Below are 21,210 nucleotides of genomic sequence, written 5' to 3'. Positions count from 1 at the left end.
CCAGGAAACCCCCTGGTTTATCAAGAAAAACCATATCTAGTATGAATTATATAAAGAAGAACCTTGAGAAAGGAATATAAAAATTCAATACATATCATATAGTAGAGAATAAATTTTAGTGAAAATTGAACAATACGATGGTCACAATACTTTCAATTAGGAAGGAAAAAACATGAAATTTCTACCTCGTTTTGTCCAACATTTCCACCGCTTGCAGTGGAAATTGACTTTATTTTATGTGTTAACAACCATTGGTGTTCTATTGATACTTGAAGTGGTGGGCTTTCTTATTTCGCTTAATCTCGTGAAATATAATGCAGACCGAATGTTTGAACAACAGATAAGTATACAAGCCAAAAATATATCCTCTAACTTTAACGGACCATTTATTAATCAAAATCAACTGAAGAAAGCATTAGAAGATTGGCCCATTGAAGTAGGAACTGAATTTGATGGATTTTCTGTGGTCACTGATCCTGATGGGAAATTAATTGCAAGTGCTGGAGAGGGAGTGCCTCAGTTCATTGATTTTAAAGAAGAATTTCCTGCGAAAGTTTATCAACATATATATACAGCTCTGTCATTGAAACCATCTGAAGCACGTAAATTAAAAACATATAGCTACCATAAAGATGGGATTTTATATGTTGTTTCTCCATTAGCGAATGAGAAAGATGTTCGTGGGGTATTAGTAGTTAAAGCAGAAAACATACATTTTTCTTTGTTCGATTTTTGGAAGGTTACCTTTCAGTTTTTTGGATTTAGTATTTTGGCTTTCTTGATTGGTGCAGCAATTGTTGGGATTACCTTTGGAATTATCACGTCTCGAAGTCTCGTTCGTCGTATTCAAAAGATATTAAATTCTACAGCTGAATGGAGCCGAGGAGATTTCACAACATTTGTACATGATCCTTCAAAGGATGAATTGGGGCAGTTGGCACGTAAGCTGAATCAGATGGCGAGACAACTAAGTACCTTATTTAGAGTGCGGCAAGATTTAGCGACACTAGAGGAACGTAATCGATTAGCACGTGAGCTACATGATAGTATTAAGCAGCAACTGTTTGCTACATCAATCTGGCTGAATACTAGCAAATCCCTTATCGGAAAAGACGATGAAACCGCTAAAGAACATTTGTTAAAAGCAGAAAATGTGTTAAATCAAACGCAGCGTGAGTTAAGTGCATTGATTCAGGAATTACGTCCTGTTGCGCTTGAGGGGAAGGATCTGGCACATGCATTAAGGGATTATGTGGGGATGTGGCAAGAACAATCGGGTATCATGGTTAATTTGGAGACAAGTGGACAGCAACCAATATCACCTATTATTGAAGAAGCATTCTTTCGCATTACACAGGAGGCACTGAATAATGTTGCACGTCATAGTCAGGCAAATATGGTAATAATTCATCTAGTTTGTGAAGAAGTTGTAACGCTTTCTATTCATGATAATGGTTGTGGGTTTGATATTCAAAGGGTTGATCAACAAGGAGTAGGGTTGTCTTCTATGCGTGAGCGGATTCATGCATTAAAGGGGTATATTGATATCCAAAGCGAGATGGAGAGAGGTGTGAAAATTACCGTTCAATGTAAGCAAACAGACATTCAAGAAGATAACAAGCCGAATGCCAATTGCTATTTAGAAGAGGTGATAGAAAATGGAGAAGGAAGATCTGATTTCGATTTTAATTGTTGATGATCATGCAATTGTCAGACAAGGATTGAATACTTTGTTCACAATTCAACCTGACTTTCACGTAGTTGGAGAAGCAGAAAATGGTGAAAGTGCTACGGCTCTAGCTGCTGAACTTGTGCCAGATATCGTACTCATGGATCTAGTGATGCCAGGTATCAATGGTGTAGAGGCGATTCGAAGAGTTAAACAAGTTAGTCCTCGTTCTCAAGTGATTGTATTGACTTCTTATCATGAGGATGAGTACATTTTCCCAGCATTACGTGCAGGAGCAATATCATATGTGCTTAAAGACATTGAGCCTAATCAATTGGTTGAAACTGTCAGGAGAGGCGTACAAGGCGAATCCATGATGCATCCACGGGTGGCTGCACGGGTTGTTAATGAGATTCGTGCTACGAAACTGGCACCTCTCAATCCATTTTCCGAGCTAAGTGAACGAGAATTGGAAGTATTACGATTGATTGCTAGGGGGCTCACGAATGCTGAAATTGCTGAAGGACTTTTCATTAGTGAAAAGACAGTTAAAGGTCATGTTAGTAACATTTTAAGTAAGCTTCATATGCTCGATCGTACGAAAGCTGCTGTTTTTGCCTGGGAACAAGGGTTTATGCGTCCGAATTAGGAAAGAAATTATTAATCTATATTAGAAGGTTTCTCATACCAATTCCTTTACGTGGAATTGGTATTTTTATTTTTCGATATTTATAGTTTGCCAACTTACAATCTTGATCGTGCAAATTTTTTTCTAAATGGACCTCTAGAACTGTTTATAAACAGTTCTGTGGATTCGTTTCAAATTGCCCCTTTTATCATAATATGAACTTACTCATCAATATACAGTAGGGAGTTGAAGAATATGGTTTTGAAATTAAATCATATACGACAGTCGAATAATAACCCTTCACAAAATAAATAGAAATGTTAGATGGAAAATCAAATTTCTTTAGTTATTCAAGTGGTAGTAGTCGTTTTTATGCTGAATTCTAAATTTTTAAATAGAAGGAGCTGTTTTCGGGATGTTAAATGTTAAAAAACAAGGAAAAGGCGGTATTGGGTGGTTATCACTATGGCCAAAATGGATTGGGTATGTTGCGGGTGCATGGTCATTGATGTATTTCATATTAGGTTTGTATTGGACAGTGGGAGGAACTGGATTTCCCATTGGTATAGGAGATCCGCAACCTGGATATTCAATGTTAGGTGGTCTAAGTCAGGAAATTGGTGCACCTGCGATGGTTGGATTTGGAGTAATGGGAGTCATTGTAGCTATCATGATGATTCGTGGCTTAGGTAATGGACTTTTACGAATTATATTACTCGCGTTTGTGTATATGTTAGTAGTGATTCTATTATTCGCAGTTATTGACTACCGTGTTTTAGTGACTGTAGCATATGGAATTGTATTTCTGGTTGGAGCGCCATTTGATTTTCCGCATGGATTGAATTTTTTTGAACAGATGATGTACGGGACGATCGTGAATCAATATATTAGTATGCTAGGAGTCTTTTTATGGAGTGCTACTGCTCTAGTCTACCAACGCCAAACACGAAATGCTTGTCCATATTGTGGCCGAAGTAGTAATCCTTCTAAATGGACATCACAATCCTCAGCAGCATCTTGGGGGAAATGGTGCACTTACATTGCAATTATTGTTCCTATCTGTTATTCCATAACAAGATGGTGTTGGGCGATAGGCATTCCACTAGGAACTACTAAAGAATTACTTGATTCTTTTGAACGTGATGCACCTGGAATTTGGTTAATAGGAGCATCGTTGGCTACCGTAGCACTCGGAGGGGCAATTCTTACTCTAGGGCTTATTCAACGCTGGGGAGAACATTTTTCGCGTTGGTTTCCATTTGTTGCTGGTAAGCGTGTACCTCTTTCATTAGCGATTATTCCTGCTTCACTGGTTTCCATTATGGTTACTTCAGCTGGTTTGATGTACATCCGAAAGGTTATTAATACAGGTGGCTTAGATCATAGGGGATGGGCATTGGAAGGTCCAGAGCTATTATGGCCAATCTGGGGAATAGCTCTGTTTGGTGCTACGATTGCTTACTATTATCGGAGGCGTAATAGATGTAGACACTGTGGTAGTTTGTAGCTTACTTTGCTAATCAAAAAGTAGAAAAAAAATGGGTGTCGGTGAATTTTGTTATTGATTTGAAGATAGTAAGCGCTCGCTTTCAAATAATGAATATAGGATGGGACTTACTACCTATGAATAAAAGAGCGGACAGGGGGATGTTTTATTCAGGAGGATGATTAATTAATTTTCTTTTTTTGATAAAAAGAGAAAATGAGTCGTTTTCTGCAAGGGAGAAAAAGTTTTAACGTAAGGAAATCTGCTTTGTGAAAAGAGTGTATGCATAATTGCATACACTCAAAATAATTATCTTGATATAATTATTTTCATGAAAATTCTTTTAGAGATAAAGGTGCTTTTCAATGAAAAGTACTCTTATTAATATTTTATAAAGTTAATGTTATTTTATATTGAAATAAAGACAAAAAGCCTATGGAATAGCGAAAGAAAAAATACTCCTTTACGATGAAAAATAGCTGTGTTTAAATGATGCTACAGTATAAAACTTGAAATTAAACACAGCTATTTGTTTCATATTTTTATTGATGAATAGTGAAAAATGAATAATATTTCTGTGTAACATATGTAATGTGTAAATGGGATTTTTCCTCTTTGTTTTATAGGGGATTGAAAGGATTCTCATAATATACTGTTCATTCAGTGAATAAAGGTATGATGAGTAGCTCGTATGATTTGTTTAAAGTTCAAGTAATACTATACTACATTGTGAATCTAATAGATTGAAAGAGGTGGATATAGTAAAGTATGATTTTGTGTTCTTATTAAGATATTGTTGTTAACTGAATCAAACAAGTAAGGATTGAAATCGCCAATAAGCAAATATAAAAACGAACAGTTAGAAATAGGGTTCACACATATTGGAAAAAGATTTAATAGATATTATGAGAACGTTTCCTATATTTCCCTGTTTGATAAGGGATACATAAAGAAACAAAAAATCTATATGAAATATAATTGGATACTAATACATTAGGAGGAGTTAAAGTGAAAAAAACTTTAATCACAGGCTTATTGATTACAGCAGTATCTACAAGTTGTTTAACACCAATAAGTGCTTTCGCGGAAAGTAATCAATCTGAATTTAAACAAGCAAGTGCTCAAAACATAACGGTTAGAAATACATTATCTAATTCGATAAGAGCTTTAGGATCAAACACTCCTTTAATACAAGCATACGGATTAGTTATATTACAACAGCCAGATATTAAAGTAAGTGCTATGAGTAGTTTGACAGATTTTCAAAAGATCGCAAAAACGAATGTCCGTGAGTGGGTAGATGAATATAATCCGAAGTTAATGGATCTAAATCAAGAAATGATGAGATATAGTACAAGATTTAATAGCTATTATAGCAAATTATATGATTTAGCTGGAAAAGTGAATGAAGATGGACAAGCGAAAACGGATTTTGTAAGCGCTTTCGGTAGACTCCATGGTCAATCGCAAACAATTCAAGATGACATGGAACAAACTTTACTTGAGTTAAATCGCTTTAAAGCTTTATTGGATAAAGATAATGCGAGTCTATCTCAAAAGGCTGAGACAGCAATTCAATCATTAAAGGGCTCAAATGGAGATATTGTACAAATAAGAGCGGATATTAAAAGAATTCAAGAAGAGATTCAAGCAGAACTTACAAAGATTTTAAATCGACCAAATGAAATTATTAAAGGCTCGATTAATATTGGGAAGCAAGTTTTCACAATTACGAATCAAACAGCTCAGACAAAAACGGTAGATTTTGTATCAATTGGGTCTCTTAGCGATGAAATTGTAAATGCTGCAGATAGTCAAACAAGAGAAGCTGCGAATAGAATTCAGCAGAAGCAAAAAGAATTACTACCACTTATTCAAAAGTTATCACAATCTGAAATTCAAGTAACTGAAATTACATTTATTGAAGATCAGGTAAAAAGTTTTACGGAGCTAATTAATAGACAAATTACAACTTTGGAGTATTTGGTAAATGATTGGAAGTCAGTGAATGAAACTATGCTTCAAATGAAAGAGAATCTTGAAACAGGTGTTTCTATCGATAGTAGTACACTCCAAAAACAATTCATTCAACTTAAAAGAATAAATGATGAGACGGCTAAACAAACGAAGCAATTTGAAGATTACGTGATAAATGTAGTGGTGCATTAAATTTTTGCAAACAATACATCACAATAATTAATGATATAGGGAGAGAAGAAAAATGACAAAAAAACCTTATAAAGTAATGGCTCTATCAGCAATCATGGCAGTAGTTGCGGCGGGAAATATCCTGCCTGCACATACATATGCAGCGGAAAGCACAACAAAACCAATTCCGATTCATGCGAGTGTAACAGATGCATCGGACAAATACTCTGAGTATTCGCTAGGGCCAGATGGTCTAAGAGATGCAATGGAACGAACAGGGTCAAATGCTTTAGTAATGGATCTGTATGCCTTAACAATTATTAAACAAGCTAATGTTAATTTTAATGGTATAACGACAGTTGATGATTCTTTAAAAGCAAAAGTCGTTCATCATCAAGATGTTGCTAGAGGAAATGCGAACCAATGGCTAGATACAATTAAACCGCAATTGATTTCCACGAACCAAAATATTATTAATTATAATACGAAATTCCAAAACTATTACGATACGTTAGTAACAGCTGTAGATAATAAAGACAAAGCAACACTAACAAAAGGACTTACAAGATTATCTACTAGTATTACAGAGAATAAAGAAAAAGTAGACAAGCTAGTGGAAGACCTAAAAAAATTCCGAAATAAAATGACAGCAGATACACAAAACTTTAAAGGTGATGCGAATCAATTAACGTCTATTTTAGCAAGTCAAGATGCTGGAATCCCACTTATGCAAAATCAAATCACAACGTATAATGAGGCGATTGGTAAATATAATGCAATTATCATTGGATCATCAGTTGCGACAGCTTTAGGCCCAATTGCTATTATAGGTGGTGCAGTTGTAATTGCTACTGGTGCAGGGACTCCACTAGGAATCGGACTCATTGCGGGTGGAGCAGCAGCGATAGGAGGAGGAACAGCTGGTATTGTTTTAGCGAAGAAAGAACTTGATAATGCACAGGCAGAAATTCAAAAGATAACAGGGCAAATTTCACAAGCTCAATTACAGGTAGCTGGCTTAACGAATATTAAAAATCAAACTGAATACTTAACGAATACGATCGATGTAGCTATTACTGCACTGCAAAATATTTCAAATCAATGGTATACAATGGGATCAAAATATAACTCTTTACTTCAAAATGTTGAATCTATTAGTCCTAACGATCTAGTTTTCATCAAAGAGGATTTAAGTATTGCTAAAGATAGCTGGAAAAATATTAAAGATTATGCTGAAAAGATTTATGCTGAGGATATTAAAGTAGTAGATACAAAAGCATAATGAATCACTAATGCTTTATATAGAGATGTTTGATAAATCTTTCAAATACGTAAAGTATGTGATGCAGGTCTCCTGTTCAATTTTGAGCAGGAGATTTTTAATCTCATTATTCGTGAGAATTGTTGAGATAAAGAAGATTTCAGTTGATAGAAGTTTCACTTTATACAAAAAGTAGGTGGAGATATGAATAAGAGGTTTTATAAGAAAATCATGTTGTCAGTGATGGTTCTTGGGGTTACGACAAGTAATATCGTACCACTTCATCCTTTTGCAGCAGAAGCAAAAAATCAAATACATTCATTACAAGAAAGTGATAAAAACTATTCTCTTGGTCCTGCTGGATTCCAAGATGTAATGGCGCAAACAACATCTAGTGTATTTGCAATGGATTCGTACGCGAAAACAATTCAAAATCAACAAGAAACAGATTTGGGTAAGATAAGTTCGATAAACGGTGATTTAAAAGAGAATATGCTCAAGCATCAAAAAGATGCAAAAGTGAATGCATCTTTTTGGCTAGATGAAATGAAACCTCAAATTATGAGAACAGATCAAAATATAGTGGAATTTAACGGGACGTTTCAGTCTTATTACAGCAGTCTAATAGCAGCTGTTGACCAAAAAGACAGAGGGAAATTGAAATCTGATTTAGAAAAATTATACAATATCATTTTGACTAATCAGAGTGAAGTGGACAAGCTATTAGAAAAGTTAAAAACGTTTCGAAGTAGAATGGCAGAAGATACAAAAAGCTTTAAAGATGATTCAAATCAGTTAACAGCAGTTTTAGCAAGTACGAATGCTGGAATTCCACTTTTAGAGCAGCAAATCAATACTTATAATGATTCAATTAAAAAAAGTAATGATATGCTGATTGCTGGGTCAGTGCTTTGCGCGGCGTTAATTACTTGTCTTGCCGGTGGACCAATGATTGCTGTTGCCAAGAAAGATATTGCAAACGCAGAGAGAGAAATAGAAAATTTAAAGGCGAGAATTTCTGGGGCGCAGGCAGAGGTAGCTATTTTGACTGATGTGAAAAATAAAACAATAAATATGACGGAAACAATTGATGCAGCCATTACTTCTCTTCACAATATTTCGAATCAGTGGTATACAATTGGTGCTAAGTATAATAATTTGTTACAAAATGTAAAAGCTATCAGTCCTGAGGAGTTTACTTTTATCAAAGAAGATCTGAATACAGCTAGAGATAGTTGGCAGGATGTCAAGAATTATACAGAAAAATTACATGAGGATGTAAAAGTAAAATAAATTGAGGATATAGAAAACGTATATGTTGTAGTAAGGAGAACAAAGAGAAACTTGATGATGAAAATTTTCACGCTATAATTCGGTCATTTTGAAGTGATTTATCCCGCATTAACGGGCAGTAAGACCCCTACCTCAAAATTCAGCGAAAGCAAAGCAGTTAGGTGAGGGATTACCTGCCTGTAAAAGCCCGATTGGTGAGGGCTAATAATCAGTGGGGATAAAGAACCCCTCACTGATTAAAGTTTCACTTTATCCTTGGGAAGTTGGCTATTAATTCAGATGGTCGAATTTTCAGGAATAAAGCGGTATAATGCTTGTAAGTACAATGCATGTAATGTTAGAAAATATAGAAAGGATACATAAATAGTTATTATGGATAAAGAGAAACAACAATTAAGCGTTGAAGTTGCAAGATTATACTACCAATCGGATTATAGCCAACAAGAAATTGCTAATAAACTGAATATCTCCAGACCGACCATCTCAAGGCTGTTAAAATATGCAAAAGAAAAAGGTTTTGTTCAAATTAACATCGCTGATCCATTTGCTGATTTAGATAATGTAGGAAACCTACTTAAAGAAAAATATAATTTATTAGAAGCACATGTCGTATTTTCTCCGGTACCAGAGTATGCGACTATTACGGAATATATTAGTAAGTATGCTGCTGAGTATATGGAGAAGACTGTTACAAATGGTGATATTGTTGGGGTGAGTTGGGGAACGACGATGTATGAAATCGCTCGAAAGATTGTACCTCAGCATGTAAAAGGAGTAGAGGTTGTTCAACTAAAAGGAGGTATTAGTCACTCGAGTGTTAATACATATGCGAATGAAACGATTGCTTTATTTGCAGATGCCTTTCAAACAACACCACGAAACTTACCGCTTCCAGTTATATTTGATAACGCGGTTACAAAGGAATTAGTCGAACAGGATAGGCATATTCACCATATTATTGAAATGGGAAAACAAGCGAATATTGCAATCTTCACAGTTGGAACTGTTAGGGATGAAGCGCTATTATTTCGATTAGGCTATTTAGATAAAGAAGAAATGAGCTTATTGAAGGAACAAGCTGTCGGTGACATTTGTTCACGTTTCTTCGATGGAGATGGAAATATTTGCAGTGAGGAAATTAATCAGCGTACAATTGGCATTGATTTAGAGGAGTTGCGCTTAAAGAAACGCTCCGTTCTTGTTGCGGGAGGTTCTAGAAAAGTAAAAGCAATTGATGGTGCATTAAGCGGAGGATATGCGAATGTGTTGATTATCGATCAGCATACTGCAAAAGAGCTTTTAAATTATAAAAAAAATTAGAAGTAAAAAGCTCTCTCAAAATAATACTTTTGAGAGAGCTTTTTTGAATATATCGTTTATTTTAGTATGAGTAAATCAGGGGATAGTACCTTGTATAGTATTTATAAGAAACACTCTTCGATTGATCTCCTTTTTCAAAAGTTAGGGAGTTAGCCATTATATCTCTTTCCACAAAAGTCCAACCATCTTCCTCCATCATATTGATAAACGGTTTCATTTTTCCACGTTTTACTAAGTAAGGATATTCATTATCTGTCGGTTCTACTGCTACCATTTCTTTATCTTGAATAACCATTTTTGAAATAGCTATAGCAAATGGTATTGGGTTCCCTTCTTGGAAAATTACTTTCCTTTTTTGAAAGACGAATATAGATAGTGCCATGCATATTAGTAATGCTAGTATAAAGGGTTTCGATTTTAGCAAATGACTCACATCCTTTGTTTCCCGTTTTATATTACAAATAAGATTCGTTTTATTGGGTATAGTTTCCTCCTGAAAAACATTGAACAAAATTTCAAAAGTGTGTTTACATTTGTTCAATTAAGGGTTAGAATGAAGTTGTTAAAAGATATGAGGAGTGAAGAAAATGAACATTGCAAAGTTAATTGATCATACAGTTTTAAAACCGAATACAACAAAAGAAGATGTGATGAAAGTTTTAGAAGAAGCAAAGAAATATAATTTCGCTTCTGTTTGTATTAATCCTACATGGGTAAAATTAGCTGCTGAAGAATTAGCAGGACATGATGTGGATGTTTGCACAGTTATCGGATTCCCTTTAGGTGCAAATACAACTGAGACAAAAGTATTTGAAACAAAAGATGTAATTGCAAAAGGTGCAACTGAAGTAGACATGGTAATCAATGTTGGTGCTTTAAAAGATGGCGATAATGAATTTGTTGAAAAGGATATTCGTGAAGTTGTACAAGCTGCAAAAGGAAAAGCACTTGTAAAAGTTATTATTGAAACTTGCTTATTAACTGATGAAGAAAAAGTACGTGCTTGCGAATTGTCAGTAAAAGCTGGTGCTGATTTTGTAAAAACTTCAACTGGATTCTCAACTGGTGGAGCAACTGCTGAAGATATCGCATTAATGCGTAAAACTGTTGGCGCAAACGTTGGTGTGAAAGCATCTGGAGGCGTTCGTACACGTGAAGATGCAGAAAAGATGGTTGAAGCTGGTGCTTCTAGAATCGGTGCAAGTGCAAGTGTTGCAATTGTATTAAATGATAAAGAAGGCGCTTCAGATAACTACTAATTCATAAGAAATGGGAAGTAATAGATACACAAAATGTTAAGGAACATAGTGTATCTATTGCTTTAATAATTGAAAAATATGTAAGCGGATACGGAAAAGGAGGGAGAATTTTATGAAATATGTAATCGGTATCATAGGCTTGATCATTGTGTTAGGTATTGCATGGCTTGCTAGTAATAATAGAAGAAAAGTGAAATATCTTCCTATTATAACGATGATTGTACTGCAGTTTATTTTAGGTTTTTTACTATTAAATACAAGCATCGGGAATGTGCTAATCGCTGGAATTGCAGATGGTTTTGGACAATTGTTAAAGTATGCTGGTGATGGTGTTAATTTTGTATTTGGTGGTTTAGTAAATCAAAAAGAATTTTCATTCTTTTTAGGGGTATTAATGCCAATTGTTTTCATATCAGCTTTAATCGGAATCCTGCAACACATTAAGGTATTGCCATTTATTGTGAAATATATTGGTTTAGCTTTAAGTAAAATAAATGGAATGGGGAAACTTGAATCGTATAATGCTGTAGCTTCAGCGATTCTAGGACAATCAGAAGTATTTATTTCGGTTAAGAAACAGTTAGGTTTATTATCGGAAAGAAGATTATATACATTGTGCGCATCTGCAATGTCAACCGTTTCTATGTCGATTGTTGGATCATACATGGTTTTATTAAAACCACAGTATGTTGTAACCGCTTTAGTACTTAACTTGTTTGGTGGATTTATTATTGCTTCTATCATTAACCCTTACGAGGTTACTGAAGAAGAAGATATGTTAGAAGTACAAGAGGAAGAGAAAAAGAGCTTTTTCGAAGTATTAGGGGAATATATAATAGATGGTTTTAAAGTCGCTATTACAGTAGCAGCTATGCTGATTGGATTCGTTGCTTTAATCGCTTTCATCAATGCTGTGTTTAAAGGTGTAATTGGTATCTCATTCCAAGAAATTCTTGGATATGTATTTGCGCCGTTTGCATTTATTATGGGAGTTCCTTGGCATGAAGCTGTTAACGCAGGTAACATCATGGCGACAAAACTTGTATCGAATGAATTTGTGGCAATGACAGATTTAGCACAAGGGAACTTTAATTTCTCTGGAAGAACAACAGCTATTATATCCGTGTTCCTTGTTTCATTTGCGAACTTCTCTTCAATTGGAATTATTGCAGGAGCTGTTAAGAGCTTAAATGAAAAACAAGGGAATGTAGTAGCAAGATTCGGTTTGAAATTACTTTTTGGTGCAACATTAGTAAGTTTCTTATCAGCAACGATTGTTGGCTTAATATATTAAAAGTTTCATAGAATATAAAAAGGAATGGTGATTAAGATGAGAATGGTAGATATTATTGCGAAAAAACGTGATGGTAAAGAATTAACAACAGAAGAAATTCATTTCTTCATTAAAGGGTATACAGATGGATCAATACCTGATTATCAAGTGAGTGCTCTTGCGATGGCTATTTTCTTCCAAGACATGTCTGATCGTGAACGTGCTGACTTAACGATGGCTATGGTGAATTCTGGAGAAACAATTGATTTATCAGAGATTGAAGGAGTTAAAGTAGACAAACACTCAACTGGTGGTGTTGGGGATACAACAACATTAGTTTTAGGACCATTGGTAGCTGCTTTAGATGTACCAGTTGCAAAAATGTCTGGTCGAGGCTTAGGTCATACAGGTGGTACGATTGATAAATTAGAAGCAGTGGAAGGCTTCCATGTCGAAATTACGAAAGAACAATTTATTGATTTAGTAAATCGCGATAAGGTTGCAGTTATTGGTCAAACAGGAAATTTAACGCCTGCTGATAAAAAAATATACGCACTCCGTGATGTTACTGGAACGGTGAACTCAATACCGTTAATCGCAAGTTCAATTATGAGTAAAAAAATTGCAGCTGGTGCTGATGCAATTGTTCTTGATGTTAAAACGGGTGCAGGTGCATTTATGAAAACAGAAGAGGATGCGAAAGAATTAGCACATGCGATGGTACGAATCGGAAATAATGTTGGTCGTCAAACAATGGCTGTTATTTCAGATATGTCACAACCTCTTGGTTTTGCAATTGGTAATGCTCTTGAAGTGAAGGAAGCAATTGATACACTAAAAGGAGAAGGTCCAGAAGACTTAACGGAATTAGTACTTGTATTAGGAAGTCAAATGGTTGTACTTGGTAAAAAAGCGAATACATTAGAAGAAGCACGTGAAATGTTGATAGAAGTTATGAAGAATGGAAAAGCAATTGAAAAGTTCAAGGAGTTCTTAAGTAATCAAGGTGGGGATAGTTCAATTGTAGATCAACCAGAAAAATTACCACAAGCTAAATATGTAATTGATGTACCGGCTAAAAATTCAGGTGTTGTGTCTAACATCGTTGCAGATGAAATTGGTATTGCGGCAATGCTTCTAGGAGCAGGTCGTGCAACAAAAGAAGATGAAATTGATTTAGCGGTTGGTTTAATGCTACGCAAAAAAGTGGGAGAAGCTGTAAAAGAAGGGGAAACACTTGTTACGATTTATGCAAATCGTGAAAACGTTGAAGATGTAAAAGCTAAAATTTATGAAAATATTTCTGTATCAGAAAAAGCAGAGACTCCTAAATTAATTCATACAATTATTACTGATTAATGGTTAGTAGAATGGAATTTACTTTGAGGAGGAAATAGTATGGATAAAAAAAGATACATTGCAGAAGCGACAAAAATGTTAGAGAAAGCTTATATTCCGTATTCTAAATTCCCTGTTGGAGCAGCATTAGTTACGAAGGATGGTAAAATTTATACTGGCTGTAACATAGAAAACGCTTCATACGGTTTATGTAATTGTGCTGAAAGAACAGCTATTTTCAAAGCGGTATCAGAAGGGGAACGCGATTTCAGTTATTTGGTAATCACAGGTAAAACAGATGGGCCGATTTCACCATGCGGAGCTTGTAGACAAGTTATTGCAGAGTTTTGTGAGCCTAAAATGCCAGTGTTATTGACAAACCTAAAAGGTGATGAAAAAGAAGTAACGGTGGAACAATTACTGCCAGGTGCATTTTCGATAGAGGATTTAATCTAATTTCAAATGAATATTAAGAAAGAAGCTGTCCTAAAATTCATATGTTGGGAGAGCTTCTTTTTTTGAAGAATATACTTTTATTTATCCCGCTATTTGTGGGCAGTAAGCCCCCCTCAAGATTCAGAGAGAAACAAGGAAGGTAGGTGGGGGATCAACTGCCCGTAAAAGCCCGATTGGTGAGGGCTAATAATCAGTGGGGATGAAGCCCCCCACTGATTAAAGTTTCACTTTATATAACCATTGAAATTCTGTTCATGAAAGACATTTTTCTATTTGAATGAGAATTTGCTGGGGTGGATCGAACGTTTTGCAGGATTACTCTTTCTGTCTGCTTCTTATCTATTTCAACCTGGTAAACTGTCCACAAGGTTAGATGGAGTTCCCCCTAATGGTATTGTACATCTATAAAGAGTTTCGTACTAAACGAGGGGGGCTACGAATAGGTTGATAGAAGAGTAGAAGGAAGGGAGGGCTAAAATGAAATCGTATCACATCATTGGAAAAAGTATTAAACGAAAAGAAGGTGCAGATAAAGTAACGGGTAGAGCAAAATATGTGGATGACGAGATTGAGATAGGTACTTTATACGCAAAACTCTTAACGAGTGTGTATGCGCATGCTGTTATTGAAAGTATTGATATAAGAAGAGCTGAGGAAATCCTTGGTGTTCATGCTGTAATAACAGGTGTAGATTATCCTATTCTGGTCGGTTCCAGTATTGTAGATCGTCCCCCATTAGCCTACGAAAAAGTTCGGTATTTTGGTGAGCCTATTGCACTTGTCGTAGCGGATAGCGAAGCGATTGCTAAACATGCAGCAGCGCAAATACGTGTTACATATAAGAAACTTCCTGTGGTCCACGCCCCGCTACAAGCCTATTTAGAAAGGGATATACTCGTACATGAAAATATAGAACAATATGAATTGAAAGAAGACGTATATCCAGAAGCGCGTACAAACATTGCAAATAGAACGAAAATTCGTAAGGGAGATATTCGAGAAGGGTTTGCAAATAGTGAAGTTATTGTAGAGGAAACGTTTTCTTTTCGGCAATCTGATCATACTGCAATGGAGACGCGATGTGCGAAAGCAGAAATTAAGCCAAATGGAGAGGTTATTATTCATTCTACTTCGCAGGCCCCTTTTGAAATTAAAAAATTGCTCAGTAAGGCGTTTCAAATTGATGAGGAAAAAATAATTGTACACGTGCCTTTAGTTGGAGGGGCGTATGGTGGAAAAACAACGGTACAACTTGAGTATTTAGTATATCTTGCTTCTAAAGCAGTGGGTGGAAGGCGTGTTACCCTTCGGAATAGTAGAGAAGAAGATTTTGTAACATCGCCTGTTCATATTGGTTTACAAGCAAAAGTAAAGCTTGGATGTACAAAGAATGGGAAATTGCAATCTGCAGAAATTTTATATTTATTTGATGGCGGTGCGTATGCTGATCGAGCAGTGACCATGAGTAAAGCGGCTGGATTAGACTGTACAGGTCCATACTCAATTCAGCATGTATCGTGTGATTCGCTTTGTATGTACACAAATCATCCATATGCGACATCGTTTCGTGGATTTAGTCATGCCGAGTATACATTTGTAATTGAAAGAATGATGGATATATTGGCAAAGAAAGTAAATATATGTCCGCTTGAGTTTCGTATGAAAAATACAATTGAGCGAGGAGATACAACACCAACACAAGTATTGGTCACAAAAAGTAATACGGGGGATATTAAGGCGTGCCTACAAAAGTTAAAGTCGCTTATTAGTTGGGAAGAGGGCAATCGAATTATTTTACCAAATGGAAGGATACGAGCAAAAGGAATTAGTTGCTTTTGGAAAAATTCGAATACACCGAATAATGCTGGAGCGGGTGCGACTTTAACCTTTAATAATGATGGGAGTGCAAATATTTATTGTGGTGCTGTTGAAATTGGACAAGGAACGAAAACGATTTTGACACAAATGGTTGCAGAAAAAATGAATATGAGTGTTAAAGATGTATCTATTATGATGGAAGTTAATACACAAATAACACCGCAACATTGGAAAACAGCTGCTAGTCGAACGACACATCTTGTTGGAAATGCAGTGGTAAAAGCGGCTGAAGATGCAATGAGCCAATTGTTAGATACAGCCGCTTATTTACTTGGAACATCGGCACATGATTTAGCAATTGCGAACAAGACTGTATATGTGAAAACAAATCCAGATATTTACGTACCATTTTCAAAAATTGTTTTTGGATATGTTGATTCGAGTGGAAATGTAGTCGGATCACAAGTAATCGGAAGAGGTACTTATGTCTTTGAAGGGATTACAAAGATTGATTATGAAACAGGAAAAGGACAACAAGGGACGGAATGGGGAGTGGGAGCACAAGCGATTGAAGTTGAATTTGATCCACAGACATATACGTATAAATTAATTAAAGCAGTAACGATTGCAGATGCAGGAAAGATTTTAAATAGAAAAGGAGCAGAAACACAAATTATAGGGGCTATGAGTATGGGGTTAAGTTTTGCGACGAGAGAAACATTTTACTATGACTTGTATGGGAGAGTTCTTAATAATCAGTTTCGTTCTTATAAAGTGATGCATTATGGGCAACACCCAAAATACATTGCTGAATTTGTGGAAGTACCGCATGATCAAGCTGCATTTGGGTCTAGAGGGCTTGGTGAGCATGGAATTATCGGTATGCCAGCTGCTTTAGCGAATGCGTTATCTATTGCAGCTAGTATTTCACTTCGTCAATTACCTATTAATCCTGAATTGATTTGGAAAGTAAAACAAGCGAAGGAGAATGGTGTATATGATACCATTTGACTTTGAATATTATCGTCCGAATTCTATTGAAGAAGCAATCCGATTATTTCATCAGCTGGATAAAGAGGGAAAAAGGCCTATTTATTATGGAGGAGGCACCGAAATTATTACAATGGGGCGTTTGCAGCAAATGATTGCGAAAGCGATCATTGATTTGAAAGATATTCCCGAATGTAATATTTGTGTTTGGAATGACCAAAAGCTTATTCTTGGAGCTGCATTAACATTAACACAAGTTCAAGAGGAAAAAGTATTCCCTCTTCTTGGAGAGACTGCCGGAAGAGCTGCAGATCACACAGCAAGAAATAAAATTACGCTTGGTGGCAATATTGCAGGGGAAATTATATATAGAGAAGCAGTGCTCCCTTTTTTACTAGCTGATAGCACATTTGTTATTGCAAGAAAAGAAGGTGTAAAGTATATCAAAGCACAGCAAGCGTTTATTGAGAAGTTACAATTGCAAAAAGGTGAGTTTCTTATACAAATTATCACCGATCAAAAATATATAGAATCTCCTTATTACAGTGTGAAAAAAAGGCAATTAGAGAAAATTGATTACCCACTTGTAACAGTTGCTGCGTTAAAAGGTGATGAAAACATTCGAATTGCATTTAGTGGATTGTGTGCCTTTCCATTTCGGTCGATCGTAATGGAGGCAGTGTTAAACGATTGGGATAGTCCAGTAAGGAAGAGAATTGAGCGCGCCCTTCTTCATATTCCTGCACCTATATTAGATGATATACGAGGTTCGCGTGCTTATCGTATGTTTGTTTTGCAACATATCCTTTATGATGTGCTGATGAAGCTTGAAGGGGTGAAATAATGGGAAAGGGGCAATTTATTCTTCATGTGAATGGAGAAGATAGAGAAGTGATTGTCAGAATGGCAGATACGCTATTATATACATTACGACATAACCTCGGTCTAACTGGAGCTAAGCCTGGATGTGAAAACGGTGATTGTGGTGCTTGTACAGTTCTTGTTGAGGGGCTACCGATTAAGTCTTGTATTATGTTAGCTGTGGAAGCTATTGGTAAGCGGATTACAACGATTGAAGGCTTACGGGAAACGCCTATTCAGCAAGCTTTTGAAGACAAATGGGCTTTTCAGTGTGGGTACTGTACGCCTGGATTTATTATGAATTGTCATGCGCTCGTTACACAAAAAATGGATGTGGATGATTCAGTTATTAAAGAATGGTTAAGTTCTAATATTTGCCGGTGCACCAGTTATCAAGAGATTGAAGAAGCTGTGAAATCTGTCTTGCAAAAGCAACGGGAGAATCAATAATGATTTCTGCTCATACTGTACTAGAAGCACTACTATTATGTGAACAACGATGTGCCTTAGCGACTATTATCCATGTGGAAGGCTCTGCATATTGTAAAGAAGGAACTATCATGCTTTTTTGTGAAGATGGAACAAAAGTCGGAATGTTAAGTGCAGGGTGTTTAGAAGAAGAAGTTTCTTTTTATGCAGCAGAAGTGATAGAGAATCAAGCCTGGTCTATTCATCAGTTTAATACAAAAGCAGAAGATGATTTATCTTGGGGAATGGGATGTAACGGTATCATTCATATATTAGTTGAGCATATAGATGAGGAGTACAAAGCTTTTTTGGAAACACTATATGAATATCTTAAGAAGGGTATTTCAGTTCGGATGATAAAAAATATTTCTTTAATACAAACTTTATTTATCAGTGAGAATGGTGACACATTTGGGAATGAGGAAGCTTTATTTTCAACTCATTCCTTACATGGTTTACACGGTAAATGGTTTTATCAACACTTTACACCAAAGCCAAGACTTTTTATTTTTGGAGCGGGAGAGGATGCAAAACCGCTTGTTCGGCTTGCAAAAGAAGTAAACTTTTTTGTAACAGTTTGTGATTGGCGTGAATCGTTATGTAATTCTTCACATTTTCCGAGTGCAGATGTTTGTATGAATGGTTTTCCGAAAGAGATTGTACCACGACTTCTATTAAGAGAAGAAGATTTTGTTGTGATTATGACTCACCATTTTCAACGCGATCAGCAATTGGTTGAACTTTTATTGGAACAATGTGTTCGCTATATCGGTATTTTAGGTCCACGTCACCGCACTGCTCGTCTATTAGAAGGAGAGGCGATACCCAAAAATGTTCATTCTCCGGTAGGGCTTGCAATTGGGGGAAAAGGGCCAACTGAAATAGCGATTAGTATAATAGCTGAAATCATCCAAGAATTAAGGAGGAAGTAAAATAAAGATTGCAGGGATATATTTAGCTGCTGGAAACAGTCGAAGAATGGGGCCTGGAATACATAAATTGTACTTACCACTACAGAGGCAACCACTTGGAAACTTAGCGTTACAAGCAGCAATTTCTTCAAGGCTCTCTCATATTATTGTTGTTACAAATGACCCCATGTGGATTTTAAAAGGGATGTGCCGTGAAAATGTGCATATTCTTTCTTGTCCAAACGCTGATAAAGGACAATCGTATTCTCTTCAGTGTGGTGTTGAGATGGCAAAACAAATGAATGTAGATGCAGCGGTTGTCCTATTGGCGGATCAGCCATTTGTTACAGCTGAGTTTATTAATAAGATAATAGGTTGTTATGAACAAAATAAAAACATTCATTTTGTAGCAGCGAGTTATACAGGAATAAGGCAACCGCCTGTTTTATTTACAAAAAAAACATTTCCGTTTTTTCAATCCATAAAAGGAGATCAGGGAGCACGTACAATTTTTATGCAACCTACGATAAATGGAGTTTCATTGTTGTCTGAAGATGATAAAGTATTTTTTGATATTGATACATGGGAAAAATATCAACAGGTGAAACAAGAATATGCAAACTGATAAGATGAATGTATTTAGAAAAGTTTTATGTTAAGCATAAACGATAAAATGAGTATTTTGGTTAATGGTGCATAAAAGTTCTGTTCTGGGGTAAATTGTTTCTGGTAACTTGATGGTGATGGAGCACTGGAAAAGGAAAAAATATATAAGGTGTTTGAAATGATATCACAAATTGCGAATGAATAAGTAATATAGGTTAGGTTCTATTTTCTTATCAAATTATTTTCGTATAAGAGTCCATTTTGACACAAGCCAAGTTATACCATCATATCCTTATGATGAAAGGATGTGATGAGTTGAGTTACTTTACGTATGTTCCGTATTACCGGACCTATCCTTACTTGTATTATCCTCCCTATTATGGAGTTGAGACAGTTTATCCAATGAATACCTATTATGCTTATTCACCTTATCAGGATTATCGTAATCACCTAGGTTCTCCTTTTCCTGTATATGAAGGAGAATATTATTACGAAAACCTTCGTCAGGAGGATAAGGCACTATACGCGGCAATTTGGGAAAGAAGTGGTGGTCCGGAATGGCAAGCGAGACATGGCTTGACAGCAGAGCAATATCAGCGAACGTTCAACGAACTAGTTGCGCAAGGCTATCGCTTGATTTGCATAAACGGTTACACTGTGCAAGGCCAGGATTATTATGCTGCAATCTGGGAAAAAAGTAGTGGTCCAGAATGGCAGGCGCGCCATGGTTTAACGTCCTCTCAGTACCAGCAGACGTTTGATAGGTTGATTGCACAAGGTTACCGTTTAATATGCGTGAGTGGTTACGGAAGTGGGGGGCAAGATCGCTATGCTGCTATTTGGGAGAAACGTGATGGTCCGGAATGGCAAGCGAGACATGGTTTGACCGCAGAACAATATCAGCGAACGTTCAATGAACTGATTGCACAAGGCTATCGGCTTATCCATGTTAGTGGTCACACAAACAATGGTGAGGATCGTTATGCTGCTATTTGGGAGAAACGTGGTGGTCCGGAATGGCAAGCGCGGCATGGCTTGACAGCAGAGCAATATCAACGGACGTTCAACGAACTGGTTGCGCAAGGCTATCGGTTGATACAAGTAAGCGGCTATGGTAGTAATGGTATAGGGCGTTTCGCGGCAATTTGGGAGAAACGTGGTGGTCCGGAATGGCAAGCGCGGCATGGTTTAACATCTTCTCAGTACCAACAGACGTTTGATAGGTTGGTTGCACAAGGTTACCGCTTAGTGTCGGTGAACGGTTACTACCCATATAATTAAATGTCTGACACTGTGCTTGAGGACCATATAGGATTGTAAAATGATAAAACTATAGAAATATGAGGTGCTATATAGTACCTCGTATTTCTATAGTTGTTGGTTTTACTTATGTTATTGAGGTAGTCAAACTTTTGTATCGTCAGT

The 21,210-nt window shown here is 36.3% G+C and carries 18 protein-coding genes; 17 read left to right on the top strand and 1 reads right to left on the bottom strand.

Annotated elements, in window-relative coordinates:
• Positions 1-172: 172 nt before the first annotated feature.
• The 7 genes from Y7E_RS0115870 (at position 173) to Y7E_RS0115840 (ending at position 9,805) form a co-directional block, all read left to right on the top strand.
• Positions 173-1,696, top strand: a complete 1,524-nt coding sequence (locus Y7E_RS0115870) for a sensor histidine kinase (protein WP_017152255.1) — start codon at positions 173-175, stop codon at positions 1,694-1,696.
• A complete protein-coding gene (locus tag Y7E_RS0115865; protein ID WP_017152254.1) occupies positions 1,659-2,318 on the top strand; it encodes a response regulator in 660 nt (219 codons plus the stop codon). Before Y7E_RS0115870 ends, Y7E_RS0115865 begins: the two co-directional genes overlap by 38 nt.
• Before the next feature lie 394 nt (positions 2,319-2,712).
• Complete coding sequence (locus tag Y7E_RS0115860; protein ID WP_017152253.1) at positions 2,713-3,804, top strand: hypothetical protein; 1,092 nt, start codon at positions 2,713-2,715, stop codon at positions 3,802-3,804.
• A 987-nt stretch (positions 3,805-4,791) separates the two neighbouring features.
• A complete protein-coding gene (gene nheA / locus Y7E_RS0115855) occupies positions 4,792-5,952 on the top strand; it encodes a non-hemolytic enterotoxin subunit A (RefSeq protein ID WP_017152252.1) in 1,161 nt (386 codons plus the stop codon).
• 52 nt (positions 5,953-6,004) lie between these two features.
• Entirely contained in the window at positions 6,005-7,213 is a 1,209-nt protein-coding gene (nheB, locus tag Y7E_RS0115850; RefSeq protein WP_017152251.1) for a non-hemolytic enterotoxin subunit B, read from the top strand.
• Between the two features lie 183 nt (positions 7,214-7,396).
• Positions 7,397-8,485: a non-hemolytic enterotoxin subunit C gene (gene nheC, locus Y7E_RS0115845; protein ID WP_026049235.1), complete on the top strand. Its 1,089-nt coding sequence runs from the start codon at positions 7,397-7,399 to the stop codon at positions 8,483-8,485.
• A 372-nt stretch (positions 8,486-8,857) separates the two neighbouring features.
• The gene (locus Y7E_RS0115840; protein ID WP_017152249.1) at positions 8,858-9,805 is read left to right on the top strand and encodes a sugar-binding transcriptional regulator; all 948 of its coding nucleotides are present in this window, start codon (positions 8,858-8,860) and stop codon (positions 9,803-9,805) included.
• A 61-nt stretch (positions 9,806-9,866) separates the two neighbouring features.
• On the opposite strand, the gene Y7E_RS0115835 is transcribed toward Y7E_RS0115840, so the two are convergent.
• The gene (locus Y7E_RS0115835; protein WP_017152248.1) at positions 9,867-10,229 is read right to left on the bottom strand and encodes a hypothetical protein; all 363 of its coding nucleotides are present in this window, start codon (positions 10,227-10,229) and stop codon (positions 9,867-9,869) included.
• 163 nt (positions 10,230-10,392) lie between these two features.
• On the opposite strand from Y7E_RS0115835, the gene deoC reads away from it, so the two are divergent.
• The 10 genes from deoC to Y7E_RS29975 all read left to right on the top strand — a co-directional run bounded on the left by deoC (position 10,393) and on the right by Y7E_RS29975 (position 21,066).
• On the top strand, positions 10,393-11,064 hold the full coding sequence (gene deoC / locus Y7E_RS0115830) for a deoxyribose-phosphate aldolase (protein ID WP_017152247.1): 672 nt from the start codon (positions 10,393-10,395) through the stop codon (positions 11,062-11,064).
• Between the two features lie 112 nt (positions 11,065-11,176).
• Positions 11,177-12,358: a NupC/NupG family nucleoside CNT transporter gene (locus tag Y7E_RS0115825; protein ID WP_017152246.1), complete on the top strand. Its 1,182-nt coding sequence runs from the start codon at positions 11,177-11,179 to the stop codon at positions 12,356-12,358.
• Between the two features lie 36 nt (positions 12,359-12,394).
• Positions 12,395-13,696, top strand: a complete 1,302-nt coding sequence (locus Y7E_RS0115820; RefSeq protein ID WP_026049234.1) for a pyrimidine-nucleoside phosphorylase — start codon at positions 12,395-12,397, stop codon at positions 13,694-13,696.
• A 39-nt stretch (positions 13,697-13,735) separates the two neighbouring features.
• Positions 13,736-14,131, top strand: coding sequence for a cytidine deaminase (locus tag Y7E_RS0115815; RefSeq protein ID WP_017152244.1), 396 nt, complete (start codon positions 13,736-13,738; stop codon positions 14,129-14,131).
• A 477-nt stretch (positions 14,132-14,608) separates the two neighbouring features.
• The gene (locus Y7E_RS0115810) at positions 14,609-16,960 is read left to right on the top strand and encodes a xanthine dehydrogenase family protein molybdopterin-binding subunit (RefSeq protein ID WP_017152243.1); all 2,352 of its coding nucleotides are present in this window, start codon (positions 14,609-14,611) and stop codon (positions 16,958-16,960) included.
• The gene (locus tag Y7E_RS0115805; RefSeq protein ID WP_017152242.1) at positions 16,947-17,783 is read left to right on the top strand and encodes an FAD binding domain-containing protein; all 837 of its coding nucleotides are present in this window, start codon (positions 16,947-16,949) and stop codon (positions 17,781-17,783) included. Before Y7E_RS0115810 ends, Y7E_RS0115805 begins: the two co-directional genes overlap by 14 nt.
• Complete coding sequence (locus Y7E_RS0115800) at positions 17,783-18,250, top strand: (2Fe-2S)-binding protein (protein WP_017152241.1); 468 nt, start codon at positions 17,783-17,785, stop codon at positions 18,248-18,250. Before Y7E_RS0115805 ends, Y7E_RS0115800 begins: the two co-directional genes overlap by 1 nt.
• Entirely contained in the window at positions 18,250-19,200 is a 951-nt protein-coding gene (locus tag Y7E_RS0115795) for an XdhC family protein (RefSeq protein ID WP_017152240.1), read from the top strand. Before Y7E_RS0115800 ends, Y7E_RS0115795 begins: the two co-directional genes overlap by 1 nt.
• A 1-nt stretch (position 19,201) precedes the next feature.
• The gene (locus Y7E_RS0115790) at positions 19,202-19,804 is read left to right on the top strand and encodes a nucleotidyltransferase family protein (protein ID WP_081584643.1); all 603 of its coding nucleotides are present in this window, start codon (positions 19,202-19,204) and stop codon (positions 19,802-19,804) included.
• A 275-nt stretch (positions 19,805-20,079) separates the two neighbouring features.
• On the top strand, positions 20,080-21,066 hold the full coding sequence (locus tag Y7E_RS29975; RefSeq protein WP_237741391.1) for a hypothetical protein: 987 nt from the start codon (positions 20,080-20,082) through the stop codon (positions 21,064-21,066).
• The last annotated feature ends 144 nt before the right edge of the window (positions 21,067-21,210 follow it).

Source organism: Bacillus bingmayongensis (genome assembly GCF_000299035.1).
Classification (GTDB): domain Bacteria; phylum Bacillota; class Bacilli; order Bacillales; family Bacillaceae_G; genus Bacillus_A; species Bacillus_A bingmayongensis.
The sequence above is the reverse complement of the archived record's forward strand: the minus strand, read 5'-3'. Positions and strand labels throughout refer to the sequence as shown.

Coding starts and splice junctions, on each gene's coding strand:
- Y7E_RS0115870 (WP_017152255.1), top strand. CDS start 173: ATGAAATTTCTACCTCGTTTTGTCCAACATTTCCACCGCTTGCAGTGG.
- Y7E_RS0115865 (WP_017152254.1), top strand. CDS start 1,659: ATGGAGAAGGAAGATCTGATTTCGATTTTAATTGTTGATGATCATGCA.
- Y7E_RS0115860 (WP_017152253.1), top strand. CDS start 2,713: ATGTTAAATGTTAAAAAACAAGGAAAAGGCGGTATTGGGTGGTTATCA.
- nheB (WP_017152251.1), top strand. CDS start 6,005: ATGACAAAAAAACCTTATAAAGTAATGGCTCTATCAGCAATCATGGCA.
- nheC (WP_026049235.1), top strand. CDS start 7,397: ATGAATAAGAGGTTTTATAAGAAAATCATGTTGTCAGTGATGGTTCTT.
- Y7E_RS0115840 (WP_017152249.1), top strand. CDS start 8,858: ATGGATAAAGAGAAACAACAATTAAGCGTTGAAGTTGCAAGATTATAC.
- deoC (WP_017152247.1), top strand. CDS start 10,393: ATGAACATTGCAAAGTTAATTGATCATACAGTTTTAAAACCGAATACA.
- Y7E_RS0115825 (WP_017152246.1), top strand. CDS start 11,177: ATGAAATATGTAATCGGTATCATAGGCTTGATCATTGTGTTAGGTATT.
- Y7E_RS0115820 (WP_026049234.1), top strand. CDS start 12,395: ATGAGAATGGTAGATATTATTGCGAAAAAACGTGATGGTAAAGAATTA.
- Y7E_RS0115815 (WP_017152244.1), top strand. CDS start 13,736: ATGGATAAAAAAAGATACATTGCAGAAGCGACAAAAATGTTAGAGAAA.
- Y7E_RS0115810 (WP_017152243.1), top strand. CDS start 14,609: ATGAAATCGTATCACATCATTGGAAAAAGTATTAAACGAAAAGAAGGT.
- Y7E_RS0115805 (WP_017152242.1), top strand. CDS start 16,947: ATGATACCATTTGACTTTGAATATTATCGTCCGAATTCTATTGAAGAA.
- Y7E_RS0115800 (WP_017152241.1), top strand. CDS start 17,783: ATGGGAAAGGGGCAATTTATTCTTCATGTGAATGGAGAAGATAGAGAA.
- Y7E_RS0115795 (WP_017152240.1), top strand. CDS start 18,250: ATGATTTCTGCTCATACTGTACTAGAAGCACTACTATTATGTGAACAA.
- Y7E_RS29975 (WP_237741391.1), top strand. CDS start 20,080: ATGATGAAAGGATGTGATGAGTTGAGTTACTTTACGTATGTTCCGTAT.